General features: G+C 58.6%; 22 protein-coding genes. 14 read left to right on the forward strand and 8 right to left on the reverse strand.

Going from position 1 to position 16838, the window contains the following annotated elements:
* Nucleotides 1-23 precede the first annotated feature (23 nt).
* Nucleotides 24-311 carry a putative quinol monooxygenase gene (locus tag ACJ8IN_RS20490; protein WP_033647446.1) on the reverse strand — a complete coding sequence of 96 codons (288 nt, stop codon included), beginning with the start codon at nt 309-311 and terminating at the stop codon, nt 24-26.
* A 213-nt stretch (nt 312-524) separates the two neighbouring features.
* Between ACJ8IN_RS20490 and pyrC the strand changes: the two genes are divergently transcribed.
* The 8 genes from pyrC (at nt 525) to ACJ8IN_RS20530 (ending at nt 6098) form a co-directional block, all read left to right on the forward strand.
* Nucleotides 525-1571, forward strand: coding sequence for a dihydroorotase (gene pyrC, locus ACJ8IN_RS20495; protein ID WP_047568077.1), 1047 nt, complete (start codon nt 525-527; stop codon nt 1569-1571).
* 75 nt (nt 1572-1646) lie between these two features.
* Nucleotides 1647-1886: a DNA damage-inducible protein I gene (gene dinI, locus ACJ8IN_RS20500; protein ID WP_033638037.1), complete on the forward strand. Its 240-nt coding sequence runs from the start codon at nt 1647-1649 to the stop codon at nt 1884-1886.
* 130 nt (nt 1887-2016) lie between these two features.
* Complete coding sequence (locus ACJ8IN_RS20505) at nt 2017-2295, forward strand: hypothetical protein (protein ID WP_060424712.1); 279 nt, start codon at nt 2017-2019, stop codon at nt 2293-2295.
* Between the two features lie 201 nt (nt 2296-2496).
* Nucleotides 2497-2751 (forward strand): biofilm formation regulator BssS, encoded by a 255-nt coding sequence (gene bssS, locus ACJ8IN_RS20510; protein WP_004927812.1) that lies wholly within the window; start codon nt 2497-2499, stop codon nt 2749-2751.
* 141 nt (nt 2752-2892) lie between these two features.
* A complete protein-coding gene (gene solA, locus ACJ8IN_RS20515) occupies nt 2893-4008 on the forward strand; it encodes an N-methyl-L-tryptophan oxidase (RefSeq protein ID WP_308325627.1) in 1116 nt (371 codons plus the stop codon).
* A 216-nt stretch (nt 4009-4224) separates the two neighbouring features.
* Nucleotides 4225-4851: a LuxR C-terminal-related transcriptional regulator gene (locus tag ACJ8IN_RS20520; RefSeq protein WP_033646453.1), complete on the forward strand. Its 627-nt coding sequence runs from the start codon at nt 4225-4227 to the stop codon at nt 4849-4851.
* 122 nt (nt 4852-4973) lie between these two features.
* The gene (locus ACJ8IN_RS20525; RefSeq protein ID WP_033638034.1) at nt 4974-5090 is read left to right on the forward strand and encodes a DUF2770 family protein; all 117 of its coding nucleotides are present in this window, start codon (nt 4974-4976) and stop codon (nt 5088-5090) included.
* Between the two features lie 3 nt (nt 5091-5093).
* A complete protein-coding gene (locus tag ACJ8IN_RS20530) occupies nt 5094-6098 on the forward strand; it encodes a zinc-dependent alcohol dehydrogenase family protein (protein ID WP_308325626.1) in 1005 nt (334 codons plus the stop codon).
* Here ACJ8IN_RS20530 and ACJ8IN_RS20535 read toward each other — a convergent pair.
* Nucleotides 6046-7104 (reverse strand): AI-2E family transporter, encoded by a 1059-nt coding sequence (locus tag ACJ8IN_RS20535; protein WP_033646455.1) that lies wholly within the window; start codon nt 7102-7104, stop codon nt 6046-6048. The genes ACJ8IN_RS20530 and ACJ8IN_RS20535 overlap by 53 nt on opposite strands.
* A gap of 442 nt (nt 7105-7546) precedes the next feature.
* Between ACJ8IN_RS20535 and ACJ8IN_RS20540 the strand changes: the two genes are divergently transcribed.
* Both ACJ8IN_RS20540 and ACJ8IN_RS20545 read left to right on the forward strand, forming a co-directional pair.
* The gene (locus tag ACJ8IN_RS20540; protein ID WP_004927830.1) at nt 7547-8101 is read left to right on the forward strand and encodes a cytochrome b; all 555 of its coding nucleotides are present in this window, start codon (nt 7547-7549) and stop codon (nt 8099-8101) included.
* A 23-nt stretch (nt 8102-8124) separates the two neighbouring features.
* Nucleotides 8125-8703, forward strand: coding sequence for a YceI family protein (locus ACJ8IN_RS20545; RefSeq protein WP_016928208.1), 579 nt, complete (start codon nt 8125-8127; stop codon nt 8701-8703).
* Nucleotides 8704-8748: 45 nt separating this feature from the next.
* Here ACJ8IN_RS20545 and trhO read toward each other — a convergent pair whose 3' ends face one another.
* Nucleotides 8749-9816 carry an oxygen-dependent tRNA uridine(34) hydroxylase TrhO gene (gene trhO, locus ACJ8IN_RS20550; RefSeq protein WP_308325625.1) on the reverse strand — a complete coding sequence of 356 codons (1068 nt, stop codon included), beginning with the start codon at nt 9814-9816 and terminating at the stop codon, nt 8749-8751.
* A gap of 119 nt (nt 9817-9935) precedes the next feature.
* Entirely contained in the window at nt 9936-10094 is a 159-nt protein-coding gene (locus ACJ8IN_RS20555) for a hypothetical protein (protein ID WP_033638031.1), read from the reverse strand.
* A 261-nt stretch (nt 10095-10355) separates the two neighbouring features.
* Between ACJ8IN_RS20555 and ACJ8IN_RS20560 the strand changes: the two genes are divergently transcribed.
* The 4 genes from ACJ8IN_RS20560 (at nt 10356) to ACJ8IN_RS20575 (ending at nt 15130) form a co-directional block, all read left to right on the forward strand.
* Entirely contained in the window at nt 10356-11276 is a 921-nt protein-coding gene (locus ACJ8IN_RS20560; RefSeq protein WP_033638030.1) for a Kdo(2)-lipid IV(A) acyltransferase, read from the forward strand.
* A 101-nt stretch (nt 11277-11377) separates the two neighbouring features.
* Nucleotides 11378-11662 carry a YciI family protein gene (locus ACJ8IN_RS20565; RefSeq protein WP_033655070.1) on the forward strand — a complete coding sequence of 95 codons (285 nt, stop codon included), beginning with the start codon at nt 11378-11380 and terminating at the stop codon, nt 11660-11662.
* 201 nt (nt 11663-11863) lie between these two features.
* The gene (mdtG, locus tag ACJ8IN_RS20570; RefSeq protein ID WP_060426377.1) at nt 11864-13102 is read left to right on the forward strand and encodes a multidrug efflux MFS transporter MdtG; all 1239 of its coding nucleotides are present in this window, start codon (nt 11864-11866) and stop codon (nt 13100-13102) included.
* A 474-nt stretch (nt 13103-13576) separates the two neighbouring features.
* Nucleotides 13577-15130, forward strand: a complete 1554-nt coding sequence (locus ACJ8IN_RS20575) for a peptide MFS transporter (RefSeq protein WP_033638027.1) — start codon at nt 13577-13579, stop codon at nt 15128-15130.
* 51 nt (nt 15131-15181) lie between these two features.
* On the opposite strand, the gene ACJ8IN_RS20580 is transcribed toward ACJ8IN_RS20575, so the two are convergent.
* Genes ACJ8IN_RS20580 through ACJ8IN_RS20595 form a run of 4 tightly spaced genes read right to left on the reverse strand, consistent with a single transcriptional unit; the run spans nt 15182 to nt 16742 of the window.
* Nucleotides 15182-15580: a VOC family protein gene (locus ACJ8IN_RS20580; RefSeq protein WP_074026543.1), complete on the reverse strand. Its 399-nt coding sequence runs from the start codon at nt 15578-15580 to the stop codon at nt 15182-15184.
* On the reverse strand, nt 15571-15999 hold the full coding sequence (locus ACJ8IN_RS20585) for a YeeE/YedE family protein (RefSeq protein ID WP_039566628.1): 429 nt from the start codon (nt 15997-15999) through the stop codon (nt 15571-15573). Before ACJ8IN_RS20585 ends, ACJ8IN_RS20580 begins: the two co-directional genes overlap by 10 nt.
* A 1-nt stretch (nt 16000) precedes the next feature.
* Nucleotides 16001-16435 (reverse strand): YeeE/YedE family protein, encoded by a 435-nt coding sequence (locus ACJ8IN_RS20590; protein ID WP_033638024.1) that lies wholly within the window; start codon nt 16433-16435, stop codon nt 16001-16003.
* A complete protein-coding gene (locus ACJ8IN_RS20595; RefSeq protein WP_033638023.1) occupies nt 16425-16742 on the reverse strand; it encodes an ArsR/SmtB family transcription factor in 318 nt (105 codons plus the stop codon). The genes ACJ8IN_RS20590 and ACJ8IN_RS20595 overlap by 11 nt, the downstream gene beginning before the upstream one ends.
* Between the last annotated feature and the right edge of the window lie 96 nt (nt 16743-16838).

A 16838-nucleotide genomic window follows, 5' to 3' on the forward strand; every position in this document is an offset into this window, starting at 1 on the left:
TTTTTTCTTGCCTGCAAAAAGGCTCAGGCTATCTTTTTCAGTTTTTTGATGTCTAAAACATCCAACTTGCCGTCAAGCCGGCTGACGAACTGCTGAAAATGCGCCGTCTCATTATGCTTATCCAGCGCTTCGCTGCTGGCCCAACGCTCAAAGAACACGAAAACGCCCGGCTTTTCCAGATCGCGATGCAAATCATATTGCAGGTTGCCCAACTCCTGGCGGCTCGGCTCGAGAATGTCGTGCACCGCTTCGCTGACGGCGTCTTCAAATCCCGCTTTCGCTTGCAGGGTGGCGATAACGCGTACTTCCATTGCTTTCTCCCTTTCCACTTGATGAAAGTCGACGGTATTGGCGTCGGCATCGTTGAAATCCCTGTTACTATGCGCCCGCCGCGCTATTGATTTCAACTTGTCGCCAACAAACAGATGCATCTCAGGCGCTTTCCGCTTATCCTTACACCCCGGCGTGAATAAACCCATTATTCGCTTTTCATTAGACGTATTTGACCGCCGGAGCCTAGCTAGATGACCGCACAACCTCAAGTTCTGAAAATCCGCCGCCCAGACGACTGGCATATCCACCTGCGTGACGACGAGATGCTGAAAACGGTGGTGCCCTATACCAGCCAGGTATTTGGCCGGGCGATCGTGATGCCGAACCTGGTTCCGCCCGTAACGACCGTGGCCGCCGCGCGCGCCTACCGCGATCGCATTTTGGCGGCGGTCCCGCAGGGCCACAACTTCACTCCGCTGATGACCTGCTATCTGACCAACTCCCTGGCGGCCAGTGAACTGGTCAACGGCTTTGAGCAAGGGGTGTTTACTGCCGCCAAGCTGTATCCGGCCAACGCCACCACCAACTCCAGCCACGGCGTCAGCGACGTGACCGGCATCTACCCGCTGTTCGAACAGATGCAAAAAATCGGCATGCCTTTGCTGATCCACGGCGAAGTGACCGACCCTGCCGTCGATATCTTCGACCGCGAGGCGCGCTTTATCGAGCAGGTGATGGAACCGATCCGCCAGCAGTTCCCGGAGCTGAAGATCGTCTTCGAGCACATCACCACCAAAGAAGCGGCGCAATATGTGCAGGCAGGCAATCGTTTCCTCGGCGCCACCATCACGCCGCAGCACCTGATGTTCAACCGCAACCACATGCTGGTCGGCGGCATTCGCCCACACCTGTTCTGCCTGCCGATCCTCAAGCGCAATGTCCATCAGGAAGCGCTGCGTCAGGCGGTCGCCAGCGGTTCGGATCGTTTCTTCCTCGGTACCGACTCCGCGCCGCACCTCAAGCATCGCAAAGAGTCCAGCTGCGGCTGCGCCGGCTGTTTCAACGCGCCGAATGCCATCCCGGCTTACGCCGCGGTGTTCGAACAGCTCGGCGCGCTGGCGCACTTTGAGGCCTTCTGCTCGCTCAACGGCCCGCGTTTCTATGGCCTGCCGCTCAACGAAGACTTCATCGAGCTGCAGCGCGTGCCGACCACCCAGCCAGAAGAGATCGCCCTGGGCAATGAATCCGTGATCCCCTTCCTGGCCGGTGAAACCCTGAACTGGTCGCTGAAAGACTGATATTTTTTCTTCGCCCTCTTGCCCCCGCAGTCGGTTAACTGTATAAATAAACAGTAAATCGCTTCGGGGGCAATTATGCGTGTTGAAGTCACTATAGATAAAACCCGGCCGCTGCCGTCGGGCGCCATTGAGGCGCTGACCGGTGAACTGGGCAAACGGGTCAATCGCCAGTTTCCAGACGCCGTCGTGCACGTACGTTATGCCGGCGCCAACGGGCTCTCCGTGCTGGGGGGCGCCAAAACCGACCGGGATCTGATCGAGGAAATCCTTCAGGAAACCTGGGAAAGCGCGGACGAGTGGTTCAGCGCAGAATAACACTGCAATGCTGTTTTTGCCGGGGGTCGCTCTCCGGCTTTTTTGTTTCTGGCGCCCAGCCCATTCATCGCTTACCCTTACTCTGGAACAAAATCCGCCTCAGCGCTGTATTTAACGCAAAGGAGTAAGCATGGCCCCGGACAAGGTGAAATCCGAAGACACAATGACGTTTGGCGAACTGCTGGCGTTGATTGCCGATCAGAAAAGGCGCTTGAACGTACTGGAAGTGGCTTTCTCTTATCTGGCCTTCAGCCTGGATGACAAAGCCAACCAGCGGCTGATCCACAGCCTGAAGCTGGAATCGCACAGCCAGAATCGCGACGCCGAAACGCAAAAGCATTTCGCCCATTTGGCCGAAGAGCTGGAAAAATGTCTGTATGGCACATCGCCACCTGCCGACGCGGAATAACGCGCCGCGCTGTACTCACCCACTGCAGCACATACAAATTTGTAGAATAATTGCTCAAATAAATATTTATTTTGCAAATTTTGGTGACAACCCCCTCCACCGATGAAAGCGGATGCGTATACTGTAATTGCTCTCATGATGATGAGCCGCATTGATCCTCGTTAGTCACTCACGGTAGTTACTACTCAATAAGGGGTCTTTATGGACAGAAATGATGAAGTAATTCAGACGCACCCGCTTGTCGGTTGGGATATCAGTACTGTCGACGTTTACGACGCCATGATGATACGCCTTCATTACCTGTCTTCACTAGACCAAACGCCCGAAGAAGCCCAAGTAGACAGAACGCTTTGGCTGACCACAGATGTCGCCCGTCAATTAATCAATATCTTAGAGGCCGGCATCGCCAAGATTGAAGCTACGGATTATCAGGATCTTGATCGCAGAAAACATTGATTCATCGTCCCCTAACCCCTAAGGCGCCGCGCCCCATTCCCGGCGCCTTTTTCTTTGCCCTTCGCCGTTCAATCAGTGCATTGCGCCCGCCAACCTTTTATCATGGGGCGATAAGAAATCGCTATCAGAGAGGGTCAGCACGTGGAATATGATTTGATTGTGGTGGGCAGCGGTTCAGTCGGCGCAGCGGCAGGGTATTACGCAACCCGCGCCGGCTTGAAAGTGCTGATGATCGACAGCGCCATTCCCCCGCACCGCAACGGCAGCCATCACGGCGATACCCGCATCATCCGTCACGCTTACGGCGAAGGTGAAAAGTACGTGCCGCTGGTGCTGCGCGCGCAGGCGTTGTGGAATGCGCTGATTCAACATTCCGGCGAGGAACTGTTCCAGTCTTGCGGCGCACTCAACCTGGGGCCGCAGCACTCCGAATTCATTCGCAATGCTCAGCAGAGCGCGCAAAAATTCCGCCTGAACGCGCAAACCCTCAGCGCCGAACAGATTGCTCAACGCTGGCCGGAATTCCGCACGCCGGAAGGTTACGTCGGCGTTTTCGAGCCGGACGCCGGCTTCCTGCGTTCCGAACTGGCGGTGGCCAGCCTGATCAAGCTGGCGAAAGAGGCCGGCTGCAGCCAGTTGTTCAACTGCCCGGTCAGCGCGGTGGAGCCTATTGATGGCGGCGTTGCAGTCGTCACCGGCGAAGGGCGTTTCACGGCGCGAAAAGCGGTGGTCACCGCCGGCACCTGGGTGAAAGCGCTGTTGCCGCAGCTGCCGGTTGCGCCATTGCGCAAGGTATTCTCCTGGCATCAGGCGGATGGCCGCTACAGCGTGAACAATCGCTTCCCGGCCTTTACCGTTGAAGCGCAAGACGGCACGCACTATTACGGCTTCCCGGCGGATAACGACGGCCTGAAAGTGGGCAAACACGACGGTGGCCAGCCGATGGATGCCCCCGAGCAGCGTAAACCTTTCGGCAGCCACGCCAGCGACGGCACCGAAGTCTTCACCTTCCTGCGGCAGTTTTTACCGGGTGTAGGCGTATGTTTACACGGCGAAGCCTGCAGTTATGACATGAGCCCCGACGAAGACTTTATTATCGATACCCTGCCGGAGTGCGATCGTCTGATGGTCATCAGCGGATTGAGCGGCCACGGCTTCAAGTTCGCCAGCGTACTGGGCGAGATTGCCGCGCTGTTCGCGCAGGACAAAGCGCCGCCGGTCGACGTCTCCAGCTTTGGTCTGAAACGATTTAGCTAAGCAAAGGCTGTCGCTGTCCTGGTTCCCGTCGAGCCCTGGGCAGCGAAATCCGACGGTTACAATTTCTTAACCTGCTAACTCTTTTAAATACCAAGTAAAAATTCTTATAACGGAAATTTCTTGCATTCAGCAGTTGAATTTCCGAATTGAACACTTGCAGTGTAAGTCCTATTTTACAGAAGATATGCTCCATCGGCTTTCAACAAGGACGTCACCATGAAACTACTTGTCGTGGACGAATGCTGCTTCACCCGGGTCGGTATAGCCAGCTACTTTGCTGATAGTGGGATTACGACGATCAAGTGCTGCCACAGCATTGAGTACGCTACGCCGCTGTTGGCCAGCTTTCAGCCGAGCCACATTCTGGTGAACCTCAGCAACCAGTGCCGCTATAACGAAGCGGACGCACAGCTGCTGGCGTTTATGGAAGCCAGCCAGTCTGCCCTGCTGTTTATCTATCTCGATACGCCTTACCCTTACAGCGAAACGCCAATGCGCATCGCCGATAACGCGTTTCTGTTCAATAAAAGCATTCTGCCGCTCACCTTGCGCACGCTGCGCGAAAATCCGCTGGCGCTGGCCGATGACGGCGAAGAGCGTTCCCTGTTCAGCCCGCAGGAACTGACGGTAATGAAGTATTGGATGGCGGAAATGCCCAACTACCGCATCGCGAAAAAGCTGCAGATCAGCTCACATACGGTATACGTGCACAAGCGCCACATCACGGAGAAGATCAACGCGCGCAACCGGCTGGAGTTCTACTCGTTGTATAACGTGCTGCGTTATTTCTACCCGCCGAACACGCCTACGAACTCGACGCCGTTGGCGCTGCTGGCGGTATGACATCAAGCCTGCGATAACGCAGGCTTTTTGATCGCCATTCTTCCAGCGCTCATGCGCGGCGCGCTATAAAAGACGCAGAGAAAAGGACTATAATCAAAGGTCTCTTTCTTCTGGCGGCTGAAATGTTAAACCGAATACTGGCGGCTATCGTCAACAACGTGCGTGAGCACCTGGTGCTGTATCTTTGCCTGTGGCTGGTGCTGCTGGCGCTGGATGTCTACTTTTTCTTCGTACTGTAACCCATGCCGTCGTCATTTCCCCGATTGAGCTTCAACCGCTTCGGCGATCCCGCCCAGGTGCTGAGGCTGCAGCAGGTGAACAGGCCGCCGCTGCGCCCCGGCCGGCTGCTGCTGCAGATGCGCTATGCCCCGATTAATCCTTCCGACCTGATCCCAATTCACGGCCAATACGCGCACCGTATCGCCCTGCCGCAGGTACCGGGCTATGAAGGCGCAGGCGTCATCGTCGATCCGCAGAGCGGGCGCTCGACCGGCCGACGCGCGCTGGCGGTAGCGGGTGACGGCAGCTGGCAAACCTTCGTCACGCTGCCTGAGGATCGGGTGGTGTGGGTGCCGGACGACATCGACGACAACGACGCGGCGCAGATTTACATCAACCCGCTCACCTGCTGGGTGTTGCTGACGCAATGGCTGCCGCTCAACGCCGGCGACGTGCTGCTGCTCAACGGCGGCGGCTCCGCCGTTAGCCTGCTGTTGGCGCAGCTGACGGCGCTGCGTGGTATTCGTCTGGCGGTGGTGGTGCGCAACGCCGCCCATCGCCAGGCGCTGCTGGCCGCCGGCGCCTGGCGCGTTATCGAAGCGCCGCAGCTGGCGAAAATGACCCATTTTGGCGCCCGCGCCGCCATCGACTGCATCGGCGGAGAAGACGGATTGCAGCTGGCGCGAGCGGTTCGCTCCGGCGGCGATTTCGTGGCGCTGGGCCTTTTAGGCGGGCGCCAGGTGGACTGGCGGCGCGTAGTGGACGAGTTAAAGCTGCGCGCTTCGCTGTTCCACCTGCGTAAATGGAATGCGCAGGCGGCGCCGGCGCAGTGGCAAACGGCGTTTTATCAGCTATTCCAGCTGCTGCGCCGCGGCCAGTTGGCGCTGCGCCCGCCCGCAGCGATTTACCCTCTGCATCAGTACGCAGCGGCGCTGCAACACGCCGCGCAGCCCGGCGTCAGCGGAAAAATCTTCTTCACTCCGGCGCCGCCGGAGGCTGGCGCGGCGGGCGGCCGTCCCCCAGGATAACCGCCAGCCGATAGCCGCCCTCGGTGGTCTCCAGCGCGATGCGCGCCACGATCGTCAGCGGCACCGACAGCAACATGCCCACCGGGCCGAGCAGCCAACCCCAAAAGATCAGCGACAGGAACACCACCAGCGTCGACAACCCCAGCCCGCGCCCCATCACCCGCGGTTCGAGGATATTGCCGATCACCATGTTGACAGCGATAAAGCCGCCCGCCACCACCAGCGCATCGCCCAATCCGTTGAACAGCAGCGCCTGAATCAACGGTGGAATGGCGGCCAATACCGAGCCGATATTGGGGATATAGTTGAGCAGAAACGCCAGCAGCCCCCAGATAAAGGCGAAGCGCACCCCGACCGCCGCCAGGAAGATCCAGACGATCACGCCGGTGGCCAGGCTGATGATGGTTTTAATCACCAGATAGCGCGTCACGCCGTCCAGCGCCCGCCGCATCGCGGCGAGGCCTTCGTTCGGCTTATCCAACGCCTGCTGCAGCTTATAAGGCAGCAGCTGCACTTCAAACAGCATAAACACCACGGTCATCAGCAGCAGGAAGACGTTGGTCATGGCGCCAGACAGGTGCCCCAGCATGCGGGTAACCAGATTCATCGCCGCGCTGGGATCGACATACTGCAGCATCGCTTCGCTGGAGAGGCTGATATTGAAGCGATCGGCGTAATGCTGCAGCTCGCGCAGTTTCTCGATCATCATGCCGCGGTACTGCGGCAGCGAGCGGGCGAACTCGTTCAGCGAAGCGCCCAGCATGCCGATAAACAGCATCACGACCACGATCACCGCCGTCACCAGCAGCGTCACCCCAAGGATGCGCGGCACCCGGCGGCGTTCCAGCATCGTCACCAGCGGGTTCAGCACCATGGCGAGGAATACCGCCAGTAGAAACGGCACCACGATGTCGGCGGCGGCTTTCACCCCGGCCAAAATGATCACCAACATCGCCAACAGGACGGCCAAACGCAGGCTGCTGTCGGTTACTCGGGTTCGGCCCATGACGTTTCCTTGTTATTTCACTGGGTTAACCGGCCACAAAGAGCCGACTCTTGGCGCTAATGGTAGCAAAGTCGGCCGTCACGCCGCAGAGGATTTAGCGTAACCGTTCGAATAATTTAATCTTTCCGCCCTGCTCCTCGCCGCAAGAAATAGGCATAACCTTTGCCAACCAATAATCCCGCCCAGCAATCCATGAACGGTTTACGTAAAATGACAAAAGCTGACATTAATAGATAATAAGCCTAATTTTCAACAACTAACATAATCGCCACGTGAAAGAAATCATATCATCTTCAACGATTTATCTGATGAACTCCGAACATCTCAAACAAATTCACTGACTAATATTTCTAAGAAGTAACATAGTTAAATTTATTATTGATTTTATGTTTCCTAAAGTTTAATTATTGCAGCCAGCCAATCGGTAATCGAAGGAAACAGGATGCTCTGGAAAAATACCGCCGATCGTTTCGGCCATGTGTCAGTGTTGATCCACTGGCTGGTGGCGCTGACGGTGTACGGCATGTTCGCCCTCGGCCTGTGGATGGTCACGCTGGGCTATTACGACGTCTGGTACCACCAGGCGCCGGAGATCCACAAAAGCATCGGCACGCTGCTGTTCATCGTGATGGTGATCCGCGTGATCTGGCGCTTTGTCTCGCCGCCGCCCAAGCCTCTGGCCAGCTATGGCCGCCTCACTCGCGTCAGCGCCATTCTCGCGCATCTGGCGCTGTATGCCGTGCTGTTCGGCATTCTGATCAGCGGCTATCTGATCTCGACCGCCGACGGCCAACCGATCAGCGTATTCGGCTGGTTCGACGTACCCGCCACCGTGACCGGCATGGCGGAACAGGCCGACACCGCCGGCGCCATACACCTTTACCTGGCCTGGGCCGTGGTAGTGCTCTCGGTACTGCACGGGCTGGCCGCGCTTAAACATCACTTTATCGATCGTGATGTCACTTTGAAACGGATGCTGGGTAGCAGCGCCGATTAACCTTTGGATTTATGGAGATTGCTATGTTGAAAAAGACCGTATTGGGCCTGACCGCAGGCGCCCTGCTGCTGAGCGCCGGTTCCGCACTGGCGGCGGACTACAAGATCGACAAACAGGGCCAGCACGCCTTTATCGAGTTCCGCATCCAGCACCTGGGTTACAGCTGGCTGTACGGCAGCTTTAAAGACTTCGACGGCGGCTTCACCTTCGACGAAAAAGATCCGTCCAAGGACAAAGTCAACGTGACCATCAATACCGCCAGCGTCGACACCAACCACGCCGAACGCGACAAGCACCTGCGCAGCGCCGAGTTCCTCAACGTGGAGAAGAACAAGCAGGCCAAGTTTGAATCCACCGAAGTGAAGAAAAGCGGCGACGGTTATGCGGTGGTCGGCAACCTGACGCTGAACGGCGTGACCAAACCGGTTACGCTGGACGCCAAACTGATTGGCCAGGGCAACGATCCGTGGGGCGGCTACCGCGCCGGCTTTGAAGCCAACGGCAAGATCAAGCTGAAAGATTTCGGCATCACCACCGATCTGGGCCCGGCGTCGCAAGACGTTGAGCTGATCATCTCCGTAGAAGGCGTGCGCGAGAAATAAGTAAAAAAGCCCGGCTTGGCGGCCGGGCTTCTCATTTCCTCAGGCTCAGCGGGCTGGGCCTTCTTCTTCCGGTGCCGGAATGTGCATCGTAGTCTGCAACAGGCCTTTCGACTTATTGAAGATCTTGACGCCGTTTTCACGGCCGGCACGGCGCGCGCGCTGCTCTTCGCGTGGCAGCTTCAGCTCTTCGCGGCAAATTTCACTGCAGCACCCTTCAAACTTGGCGGCGCAGCTCGGGCACTGAATGAACAGCAGGTGGCAGCCGTCGTTTTTGCAGTTGGTGTGGGTGTCGCACGGCGCCCCGCACTGGTGGCAGTTGGCGATCACATCGTCGGAAATGCGCTCGCCCATACGCTCATCGAACACGAAGTTTTTGCCGATAAACTTCAGCGGCAACCCTTGTTCTTTCGCTTTGCGGGCGTACTCGATGATCCCGCCTTCCACGTGGTAGATGTTTTTAAAGCCATTGTGCAGCATATAGGCGCTGGCTTTTTCACAGCGAATGCCGCCGGTGCAGTACATGACGATGTTTTTGTCTTTGCTGTCCTGCAGCATCTCCACCGCCATCGGCAGCTGATCGCGGAAGGTATCCGACGGCACCTCGATGGCGTTTTCGAAGTGACCGACTTCGTACTCATAGTGGTTGCGCATGTCGACGAACACCGTATTCGGATCGTCGATCATCTGATTGACGCGATCGGCCTGCAGATATTCGCCGACGTTGCTTGGGTCAAAGCTCTCGTCATCGATGCCGTCGGCCACGATGCGCTCGCGCACCTTGAGGCGCAGCACCCAGAAGGATTTTCCGTCGTCTTCGAGCGCGATATTCAGGCGAACCTGATCCAGCGCCGGGTGCGAGGCGAACAGCGCGGCTTTGAACGCGTCGAAGTTATGCTGCGGCACGCTGATCTGCGCGTTGATGCCCTCTTTCGCCACGTAGATGCGGCCGAACACCTTCAATTTTTCGAACTGAACGTACAGGCTGTCGCGAAACACTTTGGGATCGTCGATGGAGAAATATTTGTAAAAAGAAACTGTGGTGCGCGGCTCGGTTTCCGCCAGCATGCGCGCCTTCAGTTCCTCATTAGAAATTCGGTTATGTAACACTGGCATGGTGTACTTTCCTGTCTTTCGGGAGGTGACTGATCATCGCGCGCAGCCTGCCGGCCCGCGCGCGGCGCACATCATACCCGAAAAACCGCCGCCGCGCAGCCCTGGCGCAAACGCCCCGTTCAGCGTCCGCCGCCTTCGGTAAACGCGGAAGCCAGCATACCGAGCGCCATCATCACGCCGGCGAGCGCCAATATCGCGTTCACCTGCAGATGCGCGCCGACGCTGCCGACCGCCGCGCCCAAAACCAGCAGCCCCGCACTGATCCATGGTGCCAACATATTTACCCTCTGAATAATTACCAGCAATAATATCGCCATTATCTTTGGCAGGAAAGATTGTGGAAAAATTCGGCATTCAATGCATATTTAACGCCCAAAAAGGGATTTTAATGCGTTGTGTTTTCCCGGATCGCCAGAAAAATGCCACAATAGTCGCAAACAAACGGCAGAAACGAACCTTGCCGCCGAGCTCACCCGGCTGCCAGACCATGCTATGACTCTGTCATTACACTTAAACAACCGTATTCAAACAGAGAACCCATGACTCAAGTTCCTACTTTCAATCGTTCCTTATTGCACCCGCGCTACTGGCTGACCTGGGTCGGCATCGGCTTGCTGTATCTGCTGGTGTTGCTGCCTTATCCCGTCATCTACTGGCTCGGCACCTCGATTGGGCGATTTTCCATGCGCTTTCTCAAGCGACGCGTCGCTATCGCCCAGCGTAACCTCGAGCTCTGTTTTCCCGACATGCCGCAGGCCGAACGCGATGCGCTGGTGGTAAAGAATTTCGAATCGGTCGGCATGGGGCTGTTTGAAACCGGCATGGCGTGGTTCTGGCCCAACTGGCGCATCGAGCGCTGGTTCAAGGTCAGCGGCCTGGAGCACATCCAAAAGGCGCGCGACAACCAGCAGGGCGTGTTGCTGATTGGCCTGCACTTTTTGACGCTGGAGCTGGGCGCGCGCATCTTCGGCATTCACAACCCGGGCATCGGCGTTTACCGCCCGCACGACAACAAGCTGATGGACTGGCTGCAAACCTGGGGCCGCATGCGTTCCAACAAATCGATGCTGGATCGCAAAGACATCAAAGGCATGATCCGCGCCCTGAAACAGGGCGATATCATCTGGTATGCGCCGGATCACGACTACGGCCCGCGCAGCAGCGTATTCGTGCCGCTGTTCGCGGTAGACAAAGCCGCCACCACCACCGGCAGTTACGTGCTGGTGCGGATGGGCAAACCGGCGATCATTCCGTTCACCCCGCGCCGCCTGCCGGACGGCAAAGGCTATGAGCTGATCATGCAGCCGGCGGTGGAAAACTTCCCGCTGGATAACGAACTCGATGCCGCCGCCTTTATGAATAAAGTGGTGGAAAAAGAGATCCTGATGGCGCCGGATCAATACATGTGGCTGCATCGCCGCTTCAAGACCCGCCCGGAAGGCGAGCCTTCGCTCTACTGATAAAGCAAACCCGCCGCCGGCGGGTTTTTTATTGCGCGCCTCTTGAGAATCGACGGCGAGGGTGGGATGGTAAAGCCTTTGCCACCAACCCCGGAGCCGCCATGTACATTGTCAGCCTGACCTACCATCGCCCGATCGCCGACGTCGACAGCCACCTTGACGGGCACATCGCCTGGCTTAAGAAATATTTTCAGGACGGCACCTTCATCGCCTCCGGCCGCAAGAATCCCCGCACCGGCGGCGTGATCCTGGCCAAGGGCATTGAGCGCGCGCGGCTGGACGCCATCCTGGCCGAAGATCCGTTCAACGCCGTGGCTCACTACGAGGTCACTGACTTTAGCGCCACCACCACCGCCGCCGGTTTCGAGGCGCTGGCCGGCCTATAAAACGCTGAAAATTCCGCGCGCCAAGCGCGGAATAAGGTTTAAGCGTCATTTTTAAAACTTTATTTCATTTTTTGCCCTATTCCCGTCCTCTGGTTTGCCGTAGCCGCGCCGGCGGCGCATACTTATCAGGCTAACTTTCACGTTTTGCCCCTCATCTTTTTGCCGCCGGCAAAACGCGTCACCTTTCGGCAATGGACATTTATGGCTTCGGCAGCAGAACCCGTTAACTGGAAACGCAACCTTTTCGTCGCCTGGGTAGGGTGCTTTCTCACCGGCGCCGCCTTCAGCCTGGTGATGCCGTTTCTGCCGCTGTACGTCGAGACCCTGGGCGTAACCGGCCATCAGGCGCTCAACATATGGTCCGGTCTGCTGTTCAGCATTACCTTCCTGTTTTCCGCTATCGCCGCGCCGTTCTGGGGCGCCCTGGCCGACCGACGCGGCCGTAAACTGATGTTGCTGCGCTCGGCGTTGGGCATGGCGATCGTCATGGTGCTGATGGGCATGGCGCAAACGGTCTGGCAGTTTCTCGCGCTGCGTGCGGTGCTGGGGTTGCTCGGCGGGTTCATTCCCAACGCCAACGCGCTGATCGCCACCCAGGTGCCGCGCAACCGCAGCGGCTGGGCGCTCGGCACCCTGTCTACCGGTGGCGTCGGCGGTGCGCTGGTCGGCCCGTTGATCGGCGGCCTGCTGGCCGATCTGTACGGCCTGCGCCCGGTGTTTTATATCACCGCCGCGGTGCTGTTCGTCTGCTTCGTGCTGACGCTGCTGTATGTCAAAGAGCAATTCACCCCGGTGCAAAAGCGCGACATGTTGCACGCAAAACAGGTGTTCGCCTCGCTGAAGAACCCGAAGCTGGTGCTCAGCCTGTTCGTTACTACCATGATCATCCAGATCGCCACCGGCTCAATTGCCCCGATCCTGACGCTGTATGTGCGCGATCTGGCCGGCGCGACCCATAATCTGGCGTTTATCAGCGGGCTGATCGCCTCGGTGCCCGGCGTCGCGGCATTGATGAGCGCCCCACGGCTGGGCAAGCTGGGCGATCGCATCGGCCCGGAACGCATTCTGGTCTTTATGCTGATCGTCTCGGTGCTGCTGCTGATCCCGATGGCGTTCGTGCAAACGCCGTGGCAGCTCGGCGTACTGCGCTTTCTGCTGGGGGCGGCCGACGGCGCGCTGCTGCCGGCGGTACAGACCCTGTTGATTTATAACTGCACCAATCAGGTCGCCGGCCGAATTTTCAGCTACAACCAGTCGTTCCGCGACGTCGGCAACGTCAGCGGCCCGCTGCTCGGCGCCGCGGTCTCCGCCGGCTACGGTTTTCGCGCGGTCTTCGCCGTCACCGCTTTGGTGGTGCTGTTCAACGCCGGTTATTCCTGGTGGTGTCTGCGGCGGCGGCCGGGCTATATGCGGGAAGACACGCTGCAGGAAGAACAATAGCTGCATTTATCGCCAATTTCCGCGATTGGCCGGATCAACGGCGCGTTTCCCCTACTTTTAATAATGCTTCCTGCGGGCCGGCGAATTTTCGCCCCACTCGGAACATTCTTACTACAACATCTTGTTTATCAACAATTAATTAACCTTCAGCGCATAAAACCCGCTGTCAATCATATTCCTGTCATAACCAACAGAAAAACCAGAAAAGGAGATGCTTGTCGACTTTTCGTCTAAAAAATGGGATACAGGTACTAGACAAAACCAACGACCAGTTATCAAATGGTTAAATAATATCACGCCAGATGTGAACCATCGGCCAAGTGAAGAAAAGGTCAGCACGCTTTCCACGGTTTATCAGCGTTGCAGCCGCGGTTTTGTCGGGTAATCCGCATTGGGCGGATCGCCTTCATTAAATACACATACAACCACAGTACGGGCTGCAGCCATGCAGCGCCTTTTTATTGGGAAATCGTTATGCAATCCTCTGTCAATAAGTCAGAAAGCCGGACCTTCTTCGGCCATCCCTATCCGCTGGGTTCTCTGTTCTTCACCGAAATGTGGGAGCGCTTTTCGTTCTACGGCATCCGTCCGCTGCTGATCCTGTTTATGGCCGCCACCGTATACGACGGCGGTCTGGGTCTGGCGCGCGAGAACGCGTCGGCGATCGTCGGCATCTTCGCCGGCAGCATGTACCTGGCGGCGCTGCCGGGCGGCTGGCTGGCGGACAACTGGCTCGGCCAACGCAAGGCCGTTTGGTACGGTTCGATTCTGATCGCCCTCGGCCACCTGTCGATCGCCCTGTCCGCGGTGATGGGCACCAACCTGTTCTTCATCGGCCTGATGTTCATCGTGCTCGGTTCCGGCCTGTTCAAGACCTGTATCTCGGTGATGGTCGGCACGCTGTACAAGAAAGGCGATGCGCGCCGCGACGGCGGTTTCTCGCTGTTCTACATGGGCATCAACATCGGTTCGTTCATCGCCCCGTTGATCTCCGGCTGGCTGATCAAGTCACACGGCTGGCACTGGGGCTTCGGCATCGGCGGTATCGGGATGCTGGTGGCGCTGGTGATCTTCCGCGTGTTCGCCGTCCCGGCGATGAAACGCTATGACCGCGAAGTGGGCCTGGATTCCACCTGGAACAGCCCGGTCGCGAAGAAAAAAGGCGTCGGCGCCTGGCTGCTGGCATTGGCGGTAGGCCTGGCTGCGGTCATCGTGCTGATCGCTCAGGGCACCATCGTCATCAACCCGGTCGAAGTAGCCAGCGTGCTGGTGTACGTGATCGCCGCGTCGGTCACCCTGTATTTCATCTATCTGTTCGCCTTTGCCGGCCTGAGCCGCAAAGAGCGCGCTCGCCTGCTGGTGTGCTTTATCCTGCTGATCTCCGCCGCGTTCTTCTGGTCGGCGTTTGAACAGAAACCGACCTCGTTCAACCTGTTCGCCAACGATTACACCAATCGCATGGTCGGCGGCTTCGAGATCCCGGCGGTGTGGTTCCAGTCGATCAACGCCCTGTTCATCATCCTGCTGGCGCCGGTGTTCAGCTGGGCCTGGCCTGCACTGGCGCGCAATAACGTGCGCCCGAGCAGCATTACCAAGTTCGTGATCGGTATCCTGTGCGCCGCCGGCGGTTTCGGCCTGATGATGCTGGCCGCGCAGAATGTGCTGAGCAACGGCGGCGCCGGCGTATCGCCGATGTGGCTGGTGGGCAGTATCCTGATGCTGACGCTGGGTGAGCTGTGCCTGAGCCCGATCGGCCTGGCCACCATGACGCTGCTGGCGCCGGAGAGAATGCGCGGGCAAATGATGGGGCTGTGGTTCTGCGCCAGCGCGCTGGGCAACCTGGCGGCCGGTCTGATCGGCGGTCACGTCAAGGCCGACCAACTGGATATGCTGCCGGATCTGTTCGCTCGCTGCTCAGTCGCGCTGCTGATCTGCGCCGCCGTGCTTATCGTGCTGATCGTGCCGATTCGCCGCATGCTGGAAAATACCCAGACCAAGAGCGCGCAGAAACCGGCGACCAGCGCCTGACGGATACCCCGTTTTTATCTCGCAAACCGGCGCTCAAGGCGCCGGTTTTTTTTATCCTTGCCAGACCTGATGTTGCAGGACCACCCGGTAGCCGTCAGGATCTTCAAAGGTTTGCCCCGCCCTATCCCAATAGGGGTTATAGGCGGTGACAGCCAGGAATCCCGCCGCCCGCATCCGCTCGCACGCGGCTCGCCATGCGTTCTCATCCGGCAGATAAAACACCAGCAGATGATCCTGCGTCGGCGCCTGCCCGACCCGCACCCCGCGATGCTGCGTGAACTCCAGATGGTAGGCATGCTGCGGATGGCCGATCATTATGCCGTCAAAGCCCTGATGATCGACAAACTCGCCCAGCTTTTCGAACCCCAGCCCGCGACAATACAGCGCGGCAATCTCTTGCAACCGATCGGTCGGGCGCGCGATGCGCAACACCGCCTTGGCTATCGACATGTACGCCTCCGCCTCATGATAATCTCATACAGCGCCATGCCCGCCAGCATCGCCAGCAGGAACGGCCATACCCGCTGTATCTCCGCCCCCGCCAACACCCAGGCGGGGCCAGGGCAAATGCCCGCGATGCCCCAACCGACGCCGAACAGCGCGCTGCCCGCCAGCAAACGGCGATCCACACGCCCGGCGGCCGGGATCTGCAGCGGTTCGCCCAACAGGCTCCGCTCGCGTCGCCGCGCCCACAAGAAGGCCGGCGCCGCCACCGCGATCGCCCCAACCATCACCAGCGCCAGCGAAGGATCCCACTGGCCGGTAACGTCGAGAAACGCCAACACTTTGGCCGGATTGGCCATGCCGGCGACGATCAGCCCCAGACCGAAAATCACGCCGCTCAGCAGCGCCAACAGGGATTTAAACATCTCACCCTCCCAGCAGGTGGCGCATCAGCCACACGGTCGTAAAACCCAGCAGCATAAACACCGCCGTGGCGGCCAGCGAACGCGGTGCCAGCCGCGCGACGCCGCACACGCCGTGCCCGCTGGTGCAACCGCTGCCCAATCGAGTCCCCACCCCCACCAACAGCCCTGCTACCGCCAGCCCGCCGCTGCCGGCCGCGATCTCAGCAGACGGCAAAGCCGCTGCGGCAGCATACAGCCAGGGGGAAATCAGCAACCCGCCAAGAAATGCGGCGCGCCAGCCCCGCTCGCGGCCACCCGCGCTCAATAAACCGCCGGTAATGCCGCTGATGCCGGCGATCCGGCCGTTGAACAGCAGCAGCAGCGCCACCGCTGCGCCGATAATGGCTCCGCCCGCCAGCGCGGAATACGGCGTGAAGTGTTGCCAGTCAATGGTCATCGCGGTTCTCCGGCTGTGGGCAATAGAGTTGATACAGGGTATGGAGCAGCGCCAGCGCTTTGGCGTCGGCCACCGCATAGTAAATCTGCTTACCGGCGCGTCGGGTGGAGACCAATCCCTCCTCGCGCAGCACGCCAAGCTGCTGGGACAGCGTCGGCTGGCGGATATCCAGCGCCTGCGCCAGCTCGCTCACCGCCATCTCGCCCTGGCTGAGCCGGCACAGCAGCAGCAGCCGATCTTCGTTGCCCAAGGTGCGCAGCATCGCGCCAGCCTGCGCCGCCGCCTTGCGCATCGCGTCAATATCCATTGCCCCTCCATCAATTTATAAAATTATATAATATTATTTTATAAACTATTTCGCCGTACCGCGCCACAGACTGGTGTGAAACAGCGCCGCATGGCA

Source organism: Serratia sp. CY31944, from assembly GCF_052169175.1.
In the GTDB taxonomy this organism is placed as follows: Bacteria; Pseudomonadota; Gammaproteobacteria; order Enterobacterales; family Enterobacteriaceae; genus Serratia; species Serratia sarumanii.